The organism is Seohaeicola saemankumensis, assembly GCF_042678485.1.
GTDB lineage: Bacteria > Pseudomonadota > Alphaproteobacteria > Rhodobacterales > Rhodobacteraceae > Seohaeicola > Seohaeicola saemankumensis.
This window is the reverse complement of record NZ_JBHTKR010000007.1, coordinates 93,340-112,904: the sequence shown is the minus strand read 5'-3', so window position 1 is coordinate 112,904 and position 19,565 is coordinate 93,340. Positions and strand designations below refer to the sequence as shown.

Below are 19,565 nucleotides of genomic sequence, written 5' to 3'. Positions count from 1 at the left end.
GTGACGGGACGCGTAACGGGGCGCGCCTATTCCCACCAGCGGTCGATGGCGGCGATGTCATCGTCCGACCAACCGAAATGATGGGCGAATTCATGGATGGTCACATGGGCCACCAGATCCGCGACCGTCACATCGCCGCGTTCGCGCCATTCATCCAGGATCGGCTCGCGGAAAAGCCAGACGGTATCGGGCCCCATCGGCTGATCGAACACCGATTTTTCCGTCATGGGAATGCCGTCGTAGAGCCCCGTCAGATCAAGGGGGTCGTCAATCTCCAGCTCGCGCAGCATGTCGGTATCGGGCCAGTCCACAACGCAGATCGCGACCTGCATCGCCGCGCCGCGGAACGGTGCGGGCAGGCCATCCACCGTGTGGCGGGCCATCTCTTCGATCTGGTCAAGGCTGGGCAAGGTATCGGTCATGCAGGCGATATGGCCTGCCCCATGCGAAAATGAAATCCCTGTCGGGCGGACAAGGTGAAAAACGACCTGCCCGTCGCGTTCAGACAGGCAGCCGCCCGCGCGTTTTGGCACAAGACCGCGTCTTTCACACAAAGGTAACAGGATGATCGCAGTTCATGCGAGGCAGGCGGCCTTTTCCGCCGAGGAATGCGAGCGGATCGTGGCGCTTGCCGATGCCGCACCCGCGCGTGATGCGCGGCTCGTGGGTCAGAACCAGGATCACAACCTGCGTCGCGCCGATCTGGTCTGGCTGGATGACGTGCCCGGCAGCGAATGGGTCATGGACCGCATCATCGACGTGGTGCGCGAGGCCAATCGCGATGTCTTCGGCTTCGATTTGCAGAGTTTCTCGGAAAGCGCCCAGGTCGCCCGCTACGGGGCCGAGCGCGAGGGCCATTTCGACTGGCATTCCGACATCGGTGATGGCCCGCTGGCGCGTCAACGCAAGCTGACGATGGTGGTGCAACTGTCAACGCCCGATGGTTACGCGGGCGGGCGGCTGGAAGTCATGCCAAGCGCCCACGCGCAAGAGGCCAGCCTGGGGCAGGGCGATGCCACGATCTTTCCCAGCTTCCTGCTGCACCGCGTCACGCCCGTCACCAAGGGGCAGCGCCAGTCCCTGACGATCTGGGCGCATGGGCCGGCCTTCCGCTGAAGGCCGCGACCCTCAGCCCTTGGGCGTCACGATCCGGTTGATATGGCCCATCTTGCGGCCGGCCTTGACCTCTGCCTTGCCGTAAAGGTGCAGGGCGGTTGCCGGTTCCCGGGCCAGATCAGGCACACGGTCCATGTCGGCCCCGATCAGGTTTTCCATCACCACATCGGCATGGCGCGACCCGTCGCCAAGCGGCCAGCCCGCAACGGCGCGGATATGCTGTTCGAACTGGTCGATGGTGCAACCGTTCTGCGTCCAGTGACCGGAATTGTGCACACGCGGCGCGATTTCGTTCACGATCAGCCCTTGGGGTGTAACGAAGAGTTCAACCCCCATGACGCCCACATAATCCAGCGCGTTCAGGATCCTGGCAGTCAGCAGCACCGCATCCATCCGCAGCGCGGCCGACAGGCGCGATGGTACCGTGGTCCTGTGCAGGATACCGTCGCGATGCACGTTCTCGCCGGGATCGTAGCAGGCGACATCGCCACGCGTATTCCGCGCGCCGATCACCGAAACTTCGTACTGGAAATCCACGAACCCTTCCAGGATCGCAGGGCTGCCCGCCATGTCGGCCAGCGCGCGGGGCGCATCCGTCGCCGCCATCAGCCGCGATTGCCCCTTGCCGTCATAGCCGAAGCGCCGTGTCTTCAGGATCGCGGGCACGCCAACGGCTGCAATCGCGGCCTCCAGCGACGCGGCATCGTCCACCGCGGCATAGGGGGCGGTCTTCAGCCCCAGCCCGGTCAGGAAATCCTTCTCGGTGATCCGGTCCTGGCTGATCCGCAATGCCTCGCGGCCCGGACGGATCGGACGCAGCGGTTCCAGCAGGTCCAGCGCGGTGGTGGGAATATTCTCGAACTCATAGGTGATCACATCGACGGCGGCCGCGAAAGCGCCCAGTGCGGCCGCATCCTCATAGGGGGCGGTTGTCACCTGATGCGCCACGTCAGCGGCTGGCGGATGCGCGCCCGGCTCGAAGATATGGGTGCGAAAGCCCAGCCTGCTGGCTGCGACCGACAGCATCCGGCCCAGTTGACCGCCACCCAGAATGCCGATCGTGGCGCCTGTTTTCAGCATGTCACTCATCCACCGGCACCTCGGGGATCGACGCGGACAGATCCGCGCGCCAGGCATCCAGACGTGCGGCCAGCGCCGCATCTTGCAGGGCAAGGATGCCCGCCGCCATCAGCCCGGCATTGGCCGCACCCGCCGCACCGATCGCCATGGTCGCGACCGGATAGCCGCGCGGCATCTGCAGGATCGAATAAAGACTGTCCACGCCAGACAGCGCCTTGGTCTGCACCGGCACGCCGATCACCGGCACGCGGGTCTTCGACGCCATCATGCCCGGCAGATGCGCCGCCCCGCCCGCGCCCGCGATGATCACCTGCAAGCCGCGATCCACGGCGGTCTTGCCGTAATCCCACAGCCGGTCGGGCGTGCGATGCGCCGACACGATCCGCGCCTCATAGGGCACGCCAAGCGCATCCAGCATGTCGGCTGCTTCCTTCATGGTGGGCCAGTCCGACTGGCTGCCCATGATGATCCCTACCTTGATATCGGCCATGCGCGCGCACCCCCTGTCAGATTGAGCGCGCACTATAGCCAAGGCGCGGGCCTGTGCAATGGCACGGGATCAGGCGATGATATCGGGGGTCAGGCGGTCCTCGATCCGGGCAATCATGTCCTTGAGGCGCAGTTTCTTCTTCTTGAGCCGCTGTATGGTCAGCTGATCGCCTGTTCCCTTTTCCACAAGGGCGGCGATGGCATCATCCAGATCGCGATGCTCGCGGCGGAAAACCTCCAGCTCCACTCGCAGCACATCGTCCGTCTTCATCGACATATCGCTGATGGCGTTCATGGCGTGAATTTCCCAGGCAGGTGATTCCCCCCCGTGTCCGGCACGGGCGTTCAACATACTGAAAAACCGGCAAATCGCAAAGCGTCTCGGTGCTGCGGGCCATGTCTTGTTTCGGGAGTCATCTGGGGACTTGTGCAGCGCGGGCCCGCGCCCCATATTTCTGACAGACGGGTTGCCGAAAAGGGGCCCGTGCCTGGACGGTCGCTTTTGACAAGGACGTGTCGATGACGAAACTGACGTTGGGGTCGCACCCCTATCTGCTGGGTTTCGACCAGCTGGAACGGTTGCTGGAGCGGAACGCGAAATCCGGCAATGAAGGCTATCCGCCTTTCAATATCGAACAGACCTCGAACAATTCCTATCGGATCACCCTTGCTGTGGCGGGTTTCGCCGAATCCGACCTGGCGATCACGGTCGAGGATCGCCAGCTGGTGATCCGCGGCCGCCAGCGCGACGACGGTGAGGGGCGCGTCTATCTGCATCGGGGCATTGCCGCGCGGCAATTCCAGCGCAGCTTCGTGCTGGCCGACGGTGTCGAGGTGGGCGAGGCGATCATGGAAAACGGTCTGCTGCATGTGGACCTGACCCGCGCCGAACCCGAGACGGTTGTTCAGACCATCAGGATCAGGAAAGGATAAGCCATGGATGTGAAATTCGATTTCGGTGATGAGGGCGAGAACCCCATCGTTTATGTGCGCCCCGTGAAAGTGGCGGACCTGCCCGAGGAAATTCGCCAGCAGGCAATGGGTGTGGACACGCTTTATGCCGTGCATGACGCGACCGGTAATCAGCTGGCCCTGGTCAAGGACCGCCGCCTGGCCTTCGTGCTGGCGCGCCAGAACCAGATGGACCCTGTCACCGTCCATTGACGCGGCTGACATGTCCGGCACATTGAAAAAGGCCGCGTCCCTGGGGATGCGGCCTTTTGCGTTTCAGGACGGGGCGCGGATCAGACCGCGATAAGCCCCATGCTTTCCAGCTTCAGGATCACCTGATGGGCGCAGTTGTCCACGTCCACGTTTTCGGTGTCCAGACGCAGCTCGGGGGTCTCGGGAATATCGTAGGGATCGGAAATCCCGGTGAATTCCTTGATCTTCCCTTCGCGCGCCAACTTGTAGAGACCCTTGCGGTCGCGGCGTTCGCATTCCTCCAGGCTGGTTGCGACATGGACCTCAAGAAAGGCGCCGAACTGCTCGATATCTTCACGCACGGCGCGGCGGGTGGTGGCATAGGGCGCGATCGGCGCACAGATGGCGATCCCGCCGTTCTTGGTGATCTCGGACGCGACATAGCCGATCCGGCGGATGTTCAGATCGCGGTGTTCCTTGCTGAAACCCAGCTCCGAGCTGAGGTTCTTGCGCACGACATCGCCGTCCAGCAGGGTGACGGGGCGGCCGCCCATCTCCATCAGCTTGATCATCAGCGCGTTGGCGATGGTCGATTTGCCCGACCCGGAAAAGCCGGTGAAGAACACGGTAAAGCCCTGCCGGGACCGGGGCGGGCGGGTCCGGCGCAGTTCGGTCACCACCTGCGGGAACGAGAACCATTCAGGGATTTCCAGCCCTTCGGCCAGGCGGCGGCGCAATTCGGTGCCGGAAATATCCAGCACGGTCGAGCCTTCGGGCACTTCATCGGCCGGGAAATACTGTGCCTTTTCCTGCACATAGACCATGTGCTTGAAATCGACCATCTCCAGCCCGATCTCGGCCTCGTGTTCCTTGAACAGGGTCTGCGCGTCATAGGGACCATAGAAATCCTGGCCCGCGCTGTTCTTGCCGGGGCCGGCGTGGTCGCGGCCCACGATGAAATGGGTGCAGCCGTGGTTCTTGCGGATCAACCCGTGCCAGACGGCCTCGCGCGGGCCGGCCATCCGCATCGCGAGGTTCAACAGGCTCATCGTCGTGGTGGCGGAAGGGTACTGATCCAGAACCGCCTCATAGCAGCGGACGCGGGTGAAGTGGTCGACATCGCCCGGCTTGGTCATGCCCACGACCGGATGGATCAGCAGGTTGGCCTGCGCCTCGCGCGCGGCGCGGAAGGTCAGTTCCTGGTGCGCCCGATGCAGCGGGTTACGGGTCTGGAAGGCCACGACCTTGCGCCAGCCCAGCTTGCGAAAGAGCGCGCGCAATTCGTTGGGCGTGTCGCGGCGCGCCTTGAAATCATAATGCACGGGTTGCTGGATGCCGGTGACCGGCCCGCCCAGATAGACCGCTCCGGCGGTGTTGTGCAGATAGTTCACGGCCGGATGGGCGGAATCGTCCGCGCCAAAGACCTTTTCCGCCTCGAGCGCCTTGTTGGGTGTCCAGCGGTCCGTCACGGTCATCGTGGCAAGGATCACGCCTTCCTGATCGCGCAGGGCGATATCCTGCCCGATCTCCAGCTTCTCGGCAAAGCCTTCGGGCACATCCAGTGTGATCGGCATCGGCCACAGCGTGCCATCGGCCAGGCGCATCCGGTCCACGACGCTGTCGTAATCCTCCTGGGTCAGGAACCCCTTCAGCGGGTTGAAACCGCCGTTCATCAGCAGTTCCAGGTCACAGACCTGGCGCGGCGTCAGATCCCAGCTTATCAGTTGACCCGCCTCGATCTTGAGTTTCTGCGCGCTCTCATACGAGACGTAAAGTTCGGGGATCGGGGCCAGGTTGGGGATATACATGACAGGACTTTCAATGCGGACAAGACGGGAACAAGGTCAACGACAAGCGGGGTGCCCGCGCAAAACCCGCGCGGGATCGAGCGCCGTCTAGCGCCTGAAAGGGACGAAATTCAAGCGAACTTCGTCCCAAACTATGATTTCGGACGAAAGTGAGTCCTTTTTGCTGATCTCTGGACGATTATTCCTGATGTTCGGCCAGGAAGCGTTCAGCGTCCAGCGCCGCCATGCAGCCCATGCCCGCCGATGTCACGGCCTGGCGGTATTTGTGGTCCGTCAGGTCGCCCGCAGCGAAGATCCCGGGAATCGATGTTTCCGTGCTGCCGGGCTTGACGGTGACGTAACCGCCATTGTGCAGTTCCAGCACATCCTTGACCAGTTCATTGGCAGGCGCATGGCCGATGGCCACGAACACGCCCTTGCAGGGGATTTCGGTGATGGCGCCGGTTTCGACATGCTTGACCCGCACGCCGGTGACGCCTTTGGGATTGTCCTCGCCAAGGACGTCTTCCAGCTGATGAAACCACAGGGTTTCGATCTTGGGGTTCTTGAACAGCCGCTCCTGCAGGATCTTCTCGGCCCGCAAACTGTCGCGCCGATGGATCAGCGTGACTTTCGAGGCGAAGTTGGTCAGGAAAAGCGCCTCCTCGACCGCGGTATTGCCGCCGCCGATCACCACGATTTCCTGACCGCGGTAGAAGAACCCGTCGCAGGTCGCGCAGGCGGACACACCGAAACCCTTGTAGGCATCTTCCGACGGCAGGCCCAACCATTTCGCGCGCGCGCCCGTCGCCAGAATCACCGCATCGGCCGTGTAGGTCGTGCCGCTGTCGCCCGTGGCCACGAAGGGCCGCACGCTTGTATCCAGCGACACGATGATGTCGCCGATGATTTCGCAGCCCATCGCCTTTGCATGATCCTGCATCCGCACCATCAGGTCGGGGCCTTGCACTTCGGTATCGCCGGGCCAGTTCTCGACCTCGGTCGTGGTGGTCAGCTGGCCACCGGGTTCGATTCCCTGAACCAGGATCGGCTGCAACATGGCGCGGCTGGCATAAACGCCGGCGGTATAACCTGCAGGCCCCGATCCGATGATGAGAACCTTCGTGTGTCGCGTGTCGGCCATGGGTGCCACCTTTGTCTTTGAAACATGTGTTGGCACAGCATATAGACCCGCTACACGAGGGCGAAAAGCCCCAAGCTGGTATCGGGATGATCTGCCAGGCCGGGCATAGTTGAAACGATCTTGCGTATTGGCGAAAGAATATTGCGCGCGCCACTGGCGATGCTATAAGAAACCGTCCTCAAGGAGAGCAGAAACATGGCCGGAACGCGGCTTGACCCGATTGATCGGAAAATCCTCGCGGAATTGCAGGCAGATGGTCGCATGACCAATGTCGAACTGGCAAAGCGCGTCGGCATTTCGGCACCGCCCTGCCTGCGTCGCGTCCGCACATTGGAAGAGGCAGGATATATCCGTGGCTATCACGCCAAGGTCGATCCGCGCGAACTGGGCTTCGAGGTGCAGGTCTTCGCCATGGTCGGCCTGCAAAGCCAGGCCGAGGCGGATCTGTCCGCCTTCGAGGCGCGCTGTCGCGCCTGGCCCCTGGTCCGGGAATGCCACATGCTGAACGGCGAAGTGGATTTCATCCTGAAATGCGTCGCCCCGGACCTGAGCACATTCCAGTCCTTCCTGACAGAGCAACTGACCGCCGCCGACAACGTGGCCAGCGTCAAGACCAGTCTTGTGATCCGCTGCGCCAAGGACGAACCCGGTGTGCCCTTCGACGTGCTGGAAGCCCGTTTGAGCCGTTCTGCCTGATATCGCGATGACGATGAGACAGGGCGCCATTCATGGCGCCCTTGCCCTTTTGCCTTATGCCGCCGTCAGGCTTTCCAGCGTCGCCAGCGAGGCGCGCGGATAGGCCAGCGGCCCGAAGTCGTCCAGGCTGCGGATATGCGGGAACAGCGACAGGAACACCGATAGCGTGTTGGGCCCGATCCGCTGTTCCAGCCCCAGGCCCGGATGGAAGCTTTCCATGTCCAGGCCAGACACCTTGATCGACGCGTGACGGTCCAGGCACAGGTGATACACGGTCACTGGGCGCGGCGGCGTGATGCGGATCGCGTTCATGCCATCCTCGAAATCCGCCACCGGCGTAAAGACCTGGCCTGACCGGGCGCCCTTGCCCTGCAACTCGCGCAAGGCGGCAGGTCTGTGCAGCATGCGCGCACCGGGCCCTGCAAGCACATCCGCCATGGGGCGTCCCATGCCGAAAGTATCCGCCATGATGCGGGTCACGCGTGTCTGGTCAGGATCCTCCGTGGTCGCGTCGGGAAGGATCGTCATCGACCCGATCCACAGGACGGGCCTTGCTCCGAACTCGGCTGTTTCGATCTGCATGCCGGGCAGAAGATCCTCGATCGCGCACAGACCTTCGGTCGTGGTCAGCAGTGTGCCGCGGGCAAATGCGGAAAAGGCCGATTCGAACAGGGGCGTGGCCGGGGCGACATGGCCGCTTTGAACGATGTCGCCGTTCTTTCCCAGGGCGCTCACCTCGTAGCGGCGCATGGCAGGCATCGCGCCAGTCGTCGGTGCCGCGCGCAGCGGTTGCGGCGCGGGACGGGCCTTGGACATCGCGGGCACGTGGCTGTGGAATGCGGATGTGCGTGCCGACTCGCAGGGTGGCTTTGCCGCCGGCGTGTCGCGCGCCTCCTGCAGGACAGAGGCTGCGGCTGAACAGGACGGCATCGCCCCTTGGGCAAGCGTGATGCCGGAAGATGTCTTGTGCGTTGCCAGATACCTGGCCGAGGGGGCGTGCAATGCCATGCGCTTCACCATTATTTGGCGTCGCAGTCGTGTCGGCCCCCACCGACAACACCGAAAGGACTTTGGTTTCATGTCTTTTTCAGTGATTTGAAAGGACCGAATTCCGCCACTTTTGTCAAAAATTCAGGACAATCGAGGGCAGCAAGGCGTCAATCCCGGTTTGTGCAGGTTTTTGTTTCGGCTGTCGGGACAAAACCGCCACATTTTGATTCGACTTGTGTCAGCTTTGCGCGCTACGCCCGATTCCCTGTGCCCGGTCCTGCCGCACTCTGGCCGCACATGAAAAAGGCCGCCCCGGGAGGTGGGCGGCCTTTGTCTTGCACAGGAGGAACGTTCAGGCGTGGCGGACCAATGCCGGCGCGGCGCGCCGCTTCACGATCATTGCTGCGCGCAGTTTGCCGCGTTGCCACGGCAAAGAGGTTTGGGCCATTTCGACACTTTTTGCGGTTTCGAGGACCGACTTGATCCAGCGCTTGTTTTTCATCTGTCTTGTCTCCGTCCTCTGATCCGGCTTGTCCGGCCTTGCCATCAAGGTTTGGCCAGTTCTGGAAACAATCTGACGGATCAATGCGGCATTGTTTTGTCCGATCGCGTGTCAATCTCGTGGCGGGCCGGATTCTGTATCGAATAACGCGGCCTGTCAGGGATGGATTTGAAATAATACAAATAAATCAGTTGGTTGGAATTTCTATTGGAAACAAAGCCAGATGAATCAAGGCGATTGTTTCCCGCATCTTCGGTCAGTACTGCGGGGGGCTGCCGCATTCTTGCCCGATTACAGGCGGATGACCGAGATCAGTCTGCCGTAATCAGCCTCGCCGGCATGGGTGGTGCGCCGGTAGGAAAAGAATCGCTCGGGGTCTGAATAGGTGCAATGGCGTGTCCACTCGGCATGGCCGATCCCGGCACCGCGCAGGCGGTGCAACCCGTAGGCGGGCAGGTCGAACATCATCCTGTCGCCTTTGCCCTGGGCAAAGAAGCGGGCGTTGTCAGTGTCCTCGGCCAGGAAATCCTCGAAGAACTCGGGGCCGACCTCATAGGCTTGCTGGCTGATTGATGGTCCGATCACCGCATGAATGGCGTCGCGGCTTGCGCCCAGCCCCTCCATCGCGGTGATGGTCGCCTCAAGCACACCGTCCAGCGCGCCCCGCCAACCGGCATGTGCGGCACCGATGACCCCGGCCTGCCTGTCGGCAAACAGCACGGGCTGACAGTCGGCGGTCAGTATGGCCAGTGCCACCCCCGGCGTGGCCGTCACCATCCCGTCCGCGCGGGGTTTGTCGCCCGGCGGGCCGGACAGGGACACCACGTCCGGCGAATGGACCTGGTGAACGGTGACCAGGTGATCCGGCGTGACGTCCATCGCTTGGGCGACGCGCGCACGGTTGATCGCCACGATTTCGGCCTGATCCGAGGAACCCGGCCCGCAGTTCAGACCCTGGAACACCCCCGAGGACGCACCGCCGCGACGGGTAAAGAACCCGTGTCTGAGTGGCGACAGCGCCTCTGATGTGATGATTTCCAGCGTCATAGCGGCTCAGGCATCCAGTCCGGGGGGCGGGGGGGCGCCCTTGGGAAACAGCGCCACCACTTTGAAGAGCGTCCCCATTTCCCCAGGGTGCGTCAAGCGCCGATGTGCGGCGATGTGATCATCAAGTGCGGCGCCGGTCAACCGTTCGGCCAGCGCCTGCGCGCGGGGCGTGATGCCCAGCCGTTCCAGGAACACGCCTTGGGTGGTCAGGCGGCTGTGGGCGCAAGGGACATCGGCCAGAAGCGCCTCGAAATCCACATGGGCTGTCAGATCCACCTCGCCGGGCTTGTCGAAGGGAGATGCATATGTCTGCCGCCCCATCGCCTGCAGCGTATCGCCCAGGGACCGCCAGTCGCCATAGTCGTCGATCAGGGCAAGCCCACTATGATCTGCGATACGTTGGCCGACCTGCTGCGCGATTACCGGGGCCGCGGCGCAAATCTCGACGATGTCATTCGCGCGCGTGTCGGCAAGCCGCGCCTGCAGCGCCGGGTTTGCCGGGGCAGGGACCAGCCCGACCACCAGCTGGTCCATCGTCGTGCTGACCACCATCTCAGAGAAACCCGCGTCAGTGCGCAAGAACTGACGGATCGGCAGCGCGTCGAAAAACTCGTTGGCCACAAGGTAAAGCGGCATCTGCGGCAAGCTGTCGACGCCGTCATGCCAGGTGATCCGGTCTTTTGGCGCAAGGCCCGCCAGCGTTCTGGCCTGACTGTCGCGCATCCGGTCCGATGCCTCGACCAGATGCACGTGGGCCGCATCGTGAAACCCCGGCACCTTGCGGGTCACGCGCAGGATATCGGCCATCAGCGTGCCGCGCCCCGGTCCCAGCTCGGCCAGTGCGAAGGGGGTGGGCTGCCCCTGGTCAAGCCAGGCCTGTGCAAGGCAGAGGCCGATCATTTCGCCGAACATCTGGCTGATCTCGGGCGCGGTAATGAAATCGCCGGACGCGCCCAGCGGATCGCGTGTGGTGTAATAGCCCAAGGTGGGATGCAGCAGGCATTCGGCCATGTATTGTGCGATTGTCAGCGGACCCTGTGTCCGGATCCGGTCAAGCAGGATACGCCCCAGCGCATTCGTCTCATGGGGCTTGTCGATCATGCGGCAATGCCCCTTGCCCGCCGCCGCGCCAGCATGATCAGCACCAGGCCCGCGGCCAGCATCGGCAGCGACAGAAGCTGCCCCATCGTGATACCTGCCTCGCCCAGCCGGATCACATGGCCCAGCGGATTGTCCGGTGTGATGAACTGTGCATCGGCCTGCCGGAAATATTCGACCACGAAACGTGCGGCGCCATAGCCTGCCAGAAACACCCCCGTGATCTGGCCCGGCACCTTCAGCGCATCCCGCCGAAACGCCAGCCACAGCATCAGGGCCAGCAGGACGGCGCCTTCCAGGCCCGCCTGATAAAGTTGCGAAGGATGGCGCGCGCAAAGCCCCACCACGCCCGCACAATCCTGCGCGGCAGCGCCCGGAAAGGCCACGCCCCAGGGCAGGTCTGTGGGCCGCCCCCAAAGCTCGGCATTGATGAAATTCGCAAGCCGCCCCAGCATCAACCCCACCGGCACGCCAAGTGCGACCGCATCGGCAGCCGCAAGGCGCGGCACCTTCTGGCGCCAGGCGAAGATCCAGGCCGCCACGACAACACCCAGGAACCCGCCATGAAAGGACATGCCGCCCTGCCAGACCATCGGGATCTGCGCCGGATTGGCCAGATAGTAGCCCGGCTGATAGAAGAGAACGAAGCCAAGCCGACCACCCGCGATGATCCCGATGATGATCCAGGTCAGCAGGTCTTCGACCTGGGCCTTGGTCATGGGCGGTGTGTTTCCATGCCAGAGCGCCGGTCGCCGCAGGGCCGCCAGGGTGATCTGCCAGGCCAGGATGATACCCAGGATATACGCCAACGCATACCAGCGCAGGGCGAACTCCATCCCGAAAAGGCTGATGGAAAAGATTTCGGGCGAAATCTCGGGGAAAGGGATCATGGCGCGCATCTGCGTCTGTCTGCCTCTGGCTTGTAGGGGAAGTCAACCTTGTGGGCCGCCCCGTTGCAGCCCATATAGGGAGGTAAAGGTAACGCTGGAGAGCCGCAATGCAGACGCGCAACAAAATTCTGGACGACATCTCGCAACTGATGACCAATGCCATGGGTGTGGCGCAGGGCGCCAAGGACGAGGCCGAGACGGCCATGAAGTCGATGATCGACCGCTGGCTGGCGGATCGCGATTTCGTGACGCGCGAGGAATTCGACGCGGTCCGCGCCATGGCGCAAAAAGCGCGCGAGGAAAACGCGGCCCTCAAGGCCCGTCTGGATGCGCTGGACGCGCAGCAGACCAAGTAAAGCCCTCCGGTAGCTGGCCGATCGCCGCGACGCGCGTCCCGACAAGGGCGCGCGTTTGCCGTTTCGCCGCATCGCGCCGAGGGGAAAACAGGCGGCACGCCCTGTGCCTGAATATCCGGGTGCAGCGCGAAGCGGGATTCGGCCGGGTTTGACAGGGGAGTTGTCAGCAGCCCGGACGCTGTACAAACTCAAGCGACCTGCCGCCCCCAGGCCAAAGGCGCAGAATCCGCAGGCGTGAACACCTCAAGGCGTTCTGTCTGTCGCCGTTCTCCGGTTCGACAAAGACACCGCAGAAAGCGATGCCCCACATGTTTCGCGCGCGGCCCAAGCCCTGCACGCTGTCGATCCCCATGTTTCGCAGCGGGGCGAAGATCAGCCTTCCCCCTTGCGGGTTCCCGATATGGATGGACCCAGGGGATCGAAAAGAAATCTCTGTCCCGATCAAGAACATGGCCTGTCGCGGGATCCGTTGTGGCGCGGCCGTTGAACCGCGCCACGGATTGGCGGACGTGTCAGGCTGCCTGGTTCTGCCCTCCGTTGGCTTCATCCGGCGACCGCAGAACCGAGTCACGAAGCGCCATGGCCTCCCGCTTGTTCAGGCAAACGCGGCAGGTATCCCCGTAGCTCTTGAACTCGGAAGCGGCCAGTTCCGGGAAGAGAGCATAAAGTTCCTCTCTTGTCGCAACATCCAGACCGTTGACGCCCTGCACCCCGGGATGGAAGCTTTCCGACCGACACCCCTCGGCATAGACGATTTCATGTTGATCGAAGAGGATGTGGAAATATTCCACCTCGCCGCCTTCGACAACGCGAACCCGCTTGCCATCCACAAGATGTTTGGCTGCAACCAGCGCCTCAAGCTCGTCGACGTATAGCTCGACCTGTGCCCCCGAAACGAGCATCCGGTGTTGCGGGGATACCTTTATGGCGCGTGTATTGCCGATCGTGCCCGCGGCGAATTCGATCGGAGCGAATTTGCCGACCGCAGCCACTATCCGCGCGCCGATCCACTTGATGGTCTGGAACCCATGGTCAAGCGTCAGGACCCTGTCGCCAACCTTGAGGTCTTGCACCTCGATCTCGCCACCCATGGTCTTGATGCGGGTTCCCGCCGTAAAGCAGGGTGGCGTAATCAGGTTCTCGATCTCCGAGAAATTGACCGTGATCGTTTCGCCCTGGTCGTTCTCATAGGTGAAAGTGCCCGAGAAAGACCCCGTCCCGTCATCGACAGGCCCGGTAATCCACCGGAACTGGCTCAGGTTCAGACCTGTCACGTCAAGCGTATCGCCCGCATCGCCATTGGCGGTGTCGTCGGGATTGCCGTCGGTCGCATCCGTACCACCATCGATGGTGATCGTGCCCGGCCCGTCGGTATCGGTCCCGTCGAAAGTGATGTAGTCGTCGCCCGATCCGCCGGACACGATATCACCCGACGCCACAACGAAGTCGTCATCGCCCGCGCCGCCGTCCAGCACATCGGCGCCAAGGCCGCCTGTCAGCGTGTCGCTGCCGTCGCCGCCCAGGATGCTGTCATCGCCCGCGCCGCCGATGACCTCGTCATCGCCCGCACCCGCGTCGATCGTGTCATCGCCCGCGCCGCCGGTGACGCTGTCGTCGCCCGCGCCGGTCGCCACATCGATCGGGCCGGTCGCCGCCGTGCCGTCGATCGTGTCGTTGCCGGTGCCGGTGATGATGCTTTCGATCTCGGTGAAGGTGATGTCCGGCGTGCCATCCGCATCCAGACCGTCGACCGTCCCGCTTTCCGGGTTGGCCCCCAGCACCACGTCGAGGTTGGCCGTCTGGTCGCCCAGGTCCAGCACATCGCCCGCATCGCCATTGGCCGCGTCGTCGGGATTGCCGTCGGTCGCATCGGTGCCCCCGTCGAGGGTGACATCGATATCCGTGGCAGGATCGGTCGCGTCCAGCGTGAACACGTCATCGCCGGATCCGCCCGTGGCGGTATCCGCACCGCCCACCGCGATGTCATCATCGCCCGCGCCGCCGTCGAGCACGTCGGTGCCTTCGCCGCCCGCCAGGGTGTCGGACCCGGCGCCGCCGTCCAGCACATCGCCGCCGTCGCCGCCCAGCAAGGAGTCGTTGCCGTCGCCGCCCAGGATGCTGTCGTCGCCAGCACCGCCGGTGATCACGTCATTATCCGCGCCACCGTCGATCGTGTCATTGCCCGCGCCGGCGTCGATCGTGTCATCGCCGCCATTGCCGAGGATCGAGTCGTCGAGGCCATCGACACCGTCGATCTGGTCGTTCTGCGGGTCCGCATAGCCGGGACCCATCAGCTCGCCCGTCTCGGCGCCGTCGACCACGCCATCGGGCAGGCCGAGGACATTCTCGATCTCGGTGAAGGTGACCGTGATCACCTCGCCTTCGGCATTGGTGTAGCTGACCGTGCCCGAGAAGGAGCCCGTGCCGTCATCCACCAGCGGCGAGACGATCGTGACATTGTCCAGCCCGGTGAAGTCGAGCGTATCGCCCGCATCGCCGTTCTCGGTGCCCGCCGGATCGCCGGAGGTCGCATCCGCGCCGCCGTCGATGGTGATCGTGCCGGGGCCGTCGGTATTGGTCGGATCCAGGATGAACGCGTCATCGCCGCCGCCGCCCAGTGCGGTGTCGCCGGCGCCGAGGATGATGTCGTCATCGCCCGCGCCGCCGTCCAGCACATCGGCGCCAAGGCCGCCTGTCAGCGTGTCGGAGCCGTCGCCGCCCAGGATGCTGTCATCGCCCGCGCCGCCGATGACCTCGTCATCGCCCGCACCTGCGTCGATCGTGTCATCGCCCGCGCCGCCGGTGACGCTGTCGTCGCCCGCGCCGGTCGCCACATCGATCGGGCCGGTCGCCGCCGAGCCGTCGATCGTGTCGTTGCCGGTGCCGGTGATGATGCTCTCGATCTCGGTGAAGGTGATGTCCGGCGTGCCATCCGCATCCAGACCGTCGACCGTCCCGCTTTCCGGGTTGGCCCCCAGCACCACGTCGAGGTTGGCCGTCTGGTCGCCCAGGTCCAGCACATCGCCCGCATCGCCATTGGCCGCGTCGTCGGGATTGCCGTCGGTCGCATCGGTGCCCCCGTCGAGGGTGACATCGATATCCGTGGCAGGATCGGTCGCGTCCAGCGTGAACACGTCATCGCCGGATCCGCCCGTGGCGGTATCCGCACCGCCCACCGCGATGTCATCATCGCCCGCGCCGCCGTCCAGCACATCCGTGCCTTCGCCGCCCGCCAGGGTGTCGGACCCGGCGCCGCCGTCCAGCACATCGCCGCCGTCGCCGCCCAGCAAGGAGTCGTTGCCGTCGCCGCCCAGGATGCTGTCGTCGCCAGCACCGCCGGTGATCACGTCATTATCCGCGCCACCGTCGATCGTGTCATTGCCCGCGCCGGCGTCGATCGTGTCATCGCCGCCATTGCCGAGGATCGAGTCGTCGAGGCCATCGACACCGTCGATCTGGTCGTTCTGCGGGTCCGCATAGCCGGGACCCATCAGCTCGCCCGTCTCGGCGCCGTCGACCACGCCATCGGGCAGGCCGAGGACATTCTCGATCTCGGTGAAGGTGACCGTGATCACCTCGCCTTCGGCATTGGTGTAGCTGACCGTGCCCGAGAACGAGCCCGTGCCGTCATCCACCAGCGGCGAGACGATCGTGACATTGTCCAGCCCGGTGAAGTCGAGCGTATCGCCCGCATCGCCGTTCTCGGTGCCCGCCGGATCGCCCGAGGTGGCGTCCGCGCCGCCGTCGATGGTGATCGTGCCGGGGCCGTCGGTATTGGTCGGATCCAGGATGAACGCGTCATCGCCGCCGCCGCCCAGTGCGGTGTCGCCGGCGCCGAGGATGATGTCGTCATCGCCCGCGCCGCCGTCCAGCACATCGGCGCCAAGCCCGCCTGTCAGCGTGTCGGAGCCGTCGCCGCCCAGGATGCTGTCATCGCCCGCGCCGCCGAAGATGATGTCATTATCCGCACCACCGTCGATCGTGTCGTTACCGGCATCGCCATCGATGAAGTCATTGCCGCCATTACCGGCGATGCTGTCATCGCCCGTGGTGATGATGTCACCGCCGCCGTCGGTCGGACCGTTGCTGTCATCATAGCCGAGGATCATGGCCTCGCCGGTCTCTTCACCGTCGACCACGCCATCCGGCAGGGGGCCCTGCGGATCGGTCAGGATCGTCTCGATGCCCTCAAATGTGAGGGTCGAGCCGTCGGCGAATGTCACCGTGCCGGCCGTCGCGCCTGCGTCATTGGCATCGGCTGCGTCGGTGATCGTCACCTGACCCGCGCCGCGCAGGTCAAGCACGTCATTGTCGGTGTTCTGGTCGGGGCCGTTGCCGCCGTCGATCACATCGCCCGCGCCATCGGCGGCCGAGGAGACGATGAACGTATCGTCCCCGCCTTCACCGAACATCGTGTCAGCGCCTTCGCCACCGATGATCTGGTCATCGCCGCCTTCGCCATCGGTGACCACTTCGCCGACACCCGCGCCGAAAAAGGCGGGGCTGATCCACACGGAGTTATCGCCAAAATGGGTGATCGAGACACGCGTAAGCGGTTCGTTGGCCATATAGGTGAAGGTCGTTGCGGGATCCTGGATACCCGCACCGAAGGGTTCATTATTGGTTACGCCAAAGGACCCCCCGTTGGACGTGGGGTCGAGGGTCAGGGCAGACCCCACAACGACCGTTGCTGTGACAAGCTCACCGGCCGCGTTGAAGCCCGAAATGTTGACGGTCTCGCCGGTTTGGATGCCGCCGATGACCACGGCGAACCCTTCGACATCCTCGCCCCCGAAGTCCCAGGAATGAGATTGGGATCCGGTACCATTGTTATCCAGAGAAGAGCGCCAGGCGTTGTCGCTTCGATTCGCGCCCCCGGTGTAGCTGTCGGGCAACTCACCAATGTAGACGGGGAAGGACACACCGTCGTCGCCGCCAACATCGTCAGGTCTCCACTGGGCCGTCACTTCGCCGAAGGTCTGCGTATTGCCAGCGCCAAATTCAAACGTGCGAACGGCCAGACGCGGACCTTCGCCGCTGTCGCCGTAGATGATGTCGTCGCCCGCACCGCCACTGATCGTGTCGTTCCCGGGCACCGTGCCGTTGTCGACGACCACGTCGCTGATCGTCGCGGAAAAATCGCCGTAAAGCTGGTCGTTCCCGGTGTTGCCTTCGATGCTGTCGTTGCCCGAGCCGCCGTAGACCAGGTCGTTGCCCAGGCCTGCATCGATCGTGTCGCCGCCGCCGTTGCCGAGGATGATGTCATTGTTACCATCCGCCCCGTCGATGAAGTCGCCGCCGCTGTTGGTCGCGCCAAGGCCGTCGTTGTAGCCCGGGTTCATCACCTCGCCGCTGTTCTCGCCGTCGACGATGTCGTCCAGAAGACCGCGAAGATCCTCGATTTCCGTGAATTCGACGGTGATCGTCTCGCCTTGGGCGTTCTCGTAGGTCACAACGCCCGAGAAGGACCCGGTGCCGTCATCGACCGGCGCCGAAACGATCGTGACGTTGTTCAGGCCGGTAAAATCGAGAATGTCGCCGGCGTTGCCGTTCTGGTTGCCCGCCGGATCGCCCGAGGTGCCATCTGCGCCACCGTCGATGGTGATCGTGCCGGGGCCGTCGGTATTGGTCGGATCAAGGATGAACTCGTCATCGCCGCCGCCGCCCAGAGCGGTGTCGCCCGCGCCGAGGATGATGTCGTCATCGCCCGCGCCGCCGTCGATATTGTCGGCGCCAAGGCCGCCCGTGATCGTGTCAGACCCGCCTTCGCCCAGGAGGTTGTCAGCACCCGTACCGCCATCAAGCACGTCGTTCCCGCCGCCGCCAAGCAGCGCGTCGTTTCCGTCACCGCCGATGAGGCTGTCGTTGCCTGCGCCACCTATCAGGCTGTCGTTGTCGGCGCCGCCGTCGATCGTGTCATTGCCAGCGTCTCCGTTGATCGTGTCATTGCCGCCGTTGCCACGGATGCTATCGTTGCCGCTGGTGATCTGGTCACCGCCGCCATCGGTTGGGGCGTTGTTGTCGTTGTAGCCCAGCCCCATGTTCTCGGCGAAGTTTTCACCGTCGACCACGCCATCGGGCAGGGCCGACGTGGCCTCTTCAAAGTCGCGCACGACCAGGTTTCCGGCAATGATCTGGGCCGAGCTGGACGGGGACCAAGACCCATCTGGGTTCTGCGTCCATCCGGCGGACTGAAAGGCTGCGACCTGATCGGGACGCAAAAACAGGTTGAGGCCGTCGATGTCGGTAATTGCCGCACCGCCGCCGTCAATCTGCGAAGACCCGACCGCAGTCGCGCTCATGGTGCCAAGGGTAAGCTGGTCGTTACCCGTGGACATATTGATGTTGGCAAGGTCCCAATTATTGCCGATGACGAAAACGTCGGTGTTGGCGTTGGTGCCGGTGATGTTTCCGAGCACCACGGCATTGTCGCCGATCGTCAGGTTTGCGGAAGCGGTGGACGACCCCGAAGCCAGGTTGATGGCGTTGCCGACACTCGCGTTGTCGCCCATGACAACGGTTCTCTCGCCGTTGAAGTGGGTCGAGACGATCTGCCCAGTGATCGTCGCATCGTCGCCGAAGGTGATGCTGGACGTCTGGTCGGCGGCCGACCCGGTCGCGCCGGTGACGGTGCCGCCGATGGTCGCTCCATCGCCAAAGCTGAGCACGGCGGACCCGCCGGCCGTGCCATAGACGGATTCAGCAACATTCGCACCGCTGCCGAAGGAAATATCTGCATCCGCCGGGCCAAGGTTGTTCACATAGCCTTGCACGGTGACGTTGTTGCCCGCAGCCACGGTGAACGTGCCTGTAGACGCCAGATTGCTGCCGTCGATATCACCGATAGTCGCGCCGTCGCCGACATTGACCGTCAGGTTCTGGCCGTTGGCATCAATCGCATAGGGCGATGAGTCGACCCCGGGGGCGATGTTGACGGTCGGCTGGGTTCCGGACCCGAAGACAATCGAGCGCAGGTTGTCGGTCGTGCCACCCGTCAACGAGCTGGCGATGTTGACCGTGAAATTGGTCGCGCCGTTGATCGTGATGTTGCCGGTCGCACCCGCTGCGATGTTGAAGATGTCGCCGGGATTCGCCGTGAACGTGCCGCCGCTGACGGGGATATTGATGATAGCCATGTCTTAGACCTCCGTCTTGGTGTTCGTGCGGCCGGAAAGCGTGATGCTGCGGGCGATGTGGTTGGCAAACTTCAGGACAGGGGTCATGGGA

At 63.7% G+C, this 19,565-nt stretch carries 17 protein-coding genes; 5 read left to right on the top strand and 12 right to left on the bottom strand.

Annotated elements, in window-relative coordinates; all coding sequences use genetic code 11:
• Positions 1-26: 26 nt before the first annotated feature.
• The gene (locus tag ACFQ3C_RS17150; RefSeq protein WP_380794407.1) at positions 27-422 is read right to left on the bottom strand and encodes a metallopeptidase family protein; all 396 of its coding nucleotides are present in this window, start codon (positions 420-422) and stop codon (positions 27-29) included.
• A 142-nt stretch (positions 423-564) separates the two neighbouring features.
• On the opposite strand from ACFQ3C_RS17150, the gene ACFQ3C_RS17145 reads away from it, so the two are divergent.
• Positions 565-1,116 carry a 2OG-Fe(II) oxygenase gene (locus ACFQ3C_RS17145; protein WP_380794405.1) on the top strand — a complete coding sequence of 184 codons (552 nt, stop codon included), beginning with the start codon at positions 565-567 and terminating at the stop codon, positions 1,114-1,116.
• Between the two features lie 12 nt (positions 1,117-1,128).
• Here the strand turns inward: ACFQ3C_RS17145 and ACFQ3C_RS17140 are convergent, their stop codons facing one another.
• From ACFQ3C_RS17140 to ACFQ3C_RS17130, 3 genes are all read right to left on the bottom strand, one after another.
• Positions 1,129-2,205: a 5-(carboxyamino)imidazole ribonucleotide synthase gene (locus ACFQ3C_RS17140; RefSeq protein ID WP_380794403.1), complete on the bottom strand. Its 1,077-nt coding sequence runs from the start codon at positions 2,203-2,205 to the stop codon at positions 1,129-1,131.
• Positions 2,198-2,686: a 5-(carboxyamino)imidazole ribonucleotide mutase gene (purE, locus tag ACFQ3C_RS17135; protein WP_380794400.1), complete on the bottom strand. Its 489-nt coding sequence runs from the start codon at positions 2,684-2,686 to the stop codon at positions 2,198-2,200. Before purE ends, ACFQ3C_RS17140 begins: the two co-directional genes overlap by 8 nt.
• Before the next feature lie 69 nt (positions 2,687-2,755).
• Positions 2,756-2,980, bottom strand: coding sequence for a YdcH family protein (locus ACFQ3C_RS17130; RefSeq protein WP_380794397.1), 225 nt, complete (start codon positions 2,978-2,980; stop codon positions 2,756-2,758).
• 224 nt (positions 2,981-3,204) lie between these two features.
• Between ACFQ3C_RS17130 and ACFQ3C_RS17125 the strand changes: the two genes are divergently transcribed.
• Complete coding sequence (locus ACFQ3C_RS17125; protein WP_380794395.1) at positions 3,205-3,618, top strand: Hsp20 family protein; 414 nt, start codon at positions 3,205-3,207, stop codon at positions 3,616-3,618.
• A gap of 3 nt (positions 3,619-3,621) precedes the next feature.
• A complete protein-coding gene (locus ACFQ3C_RS17120) occupies positions 3,622-3,849 on the top strand; it encodes a DUF1150 family protein (RefSeq protein WP_380794393.1) in 228 nt (75 codons plus the stop codon).
• A gap of 80 nt (positions 3,850-3,929) precedes the next feature.
• On the opposite strand, the gene ACFQ3C_RS17115 is transcribed toward ACFQ3C_RS17120, so the two are convergent.
• Both ACFQ3C_RS17115 and trxB read right to left on the bottom strand, forming a co-directional pair.
• Positions 3,930-5,636 (bottom strand): bifunctional sulfate adenylyltransferase/adenylylsulfate kinase, encoded by a 1,707-nt coding sequence (locus tag ACFQ3C_RS17115; RefSeq protein WP_380794390.1) that lies wholly within the window; start codon positions 5,634-5,636, stop codon positions 3,930-3,932.
• 178 nt (positions 5,637-5,814) lie between these two features.
• Positions 5,815-6,759, bottom strand: a complete 945-nt coding sequence (gene trxB / locus ACFQ3C_RS17110) for a thioredoxin-disulfide reductase (protein WP_380794387.1) — start codon at positions 6,757-6,759, stop codon at positions 5,815-5,817.
• Positions 6,760-6,954: 195 nt separating this feature from the next.
• Between trxB and ACFQ3C_RS17105 the strand changes: the two genes are divergently transcribed.
• On the top strand, positions 6,955-7,455 hold the full coding sequence (locus ACFQ3C_RS17105; RefSeq protein ID WP_068287597.1) for an Lrp/AsnC family transcriptional regulator: 501 nt from the start codon (positions 6,955-6,957) through the stop codon (positions 7,453-7,455).
• Positions 7,456-7,509: 54 nt separating this feature from the next.
• Here ACFQ3C_RS17105 and ACFQ3C_RS17100 read toward each other — a convergent pair whose 3' ends face one another.
• From ACFQ3C_RS17100 to lgt, 5 genes are all read right to left on the bottom strand, one after another.
• Positions 7,510-8,463: a Hint domain-containing protein gene (locus ACFQ3C_RS17100; protein WP_380794385.1), complete on the bottom strand. Its 954-nt coding sequence runs from the start codon at positions 8,461-8,463 to the stop codon at positions 7,510-7,512.
• Positions 8,464-8,797: 334 nt separating this feature from the next.
• A complete protein-coding gene (locus tag ACFQ3C_RS17095) occupies positions 8,798-8,947 on the bottom strand; it encodes a hypothetical protein (RefSeq protein WP_380794382.1) in 150 nt (49 codons plus the stop codon).
• Positions 8,948-9,238: 291 nt separating this feature from the next.
• Positions 9,239-9,994: a peptidoglycan editing factor PgeF gene (gene pgeF / locus ACFQ3C_RS17090; RefSeq protein ID WP_380794379.1), complete on the bottom strand. Its 756-nt coding sequence runs from the start codon at positions 9,992-9,994 to the stop codon at positions 9,239-9,241.
• A gap of 6 nt (positions 9,995-10,000) precedes the next feature.
• Positions 10,001-11,095 carry a class I SAM-dependent methyltransferase gene (locus ACFQ3C_RS17085; RefSeq protein WP_380794377.1) on the bottom strand — a complete coding sequence of 365 codons (1,095 nt, stop codon included), beginning with the start codon at positions 11,093-11,095 and terminating at the stop codon, positions 10,001-10,003.
• On the bottom strand, positions 11,092-11,991 hold the full coding sequence (gene lgt / locus ACFQ3C_RS17080; protein WP_380794375.1) for a prolipoprotein diacylglyceryl transferase: 900 nt from the start codon (positions 11,989-11,991) through the stop codon (positions 11,092-11,094). The genes ACFQ3C_RS17085 and lgt overlap by 4 nt, the downstream gene beginning before the upstream one ends.
• Positions 11,992-12,089: 98 nt before the next feature.
• Here lgt and ACFQ3C_RS17075 point away from each other — a divergent pair, with 98 nt between their 5' ends.
• Complete coding sequence (locus ACFQ3C_RS17075; protein WP_380794372.1) at positions 12,090-12,338, top strand: accessory factor UbiK family protein; 249 nt, start codon at positions 12,090-12,092, stop codon at positions 12,336-12,338.
• 512 nt (positions 12,339-12,850) lie between these two features.
• On the opposite strand, the gene ACFQ3C_RS17070 is transcribed toward ACFQ3C_RS17075, so the two are convergent.
• Positions 12,851-19,474 (bottom strand): Hint domain-containing protein, encoded by a 6,624-nt coding sequence (locus ACFQ3C_RS17070; protein ID WP_380794370.1) that lies wholly within the window; start codon positions 19,472-19,474, stop codon positions 12,851-12,853.
• Between the last annotated feature and the right edge of the window lie 91 nt (positions 19,475-19,565).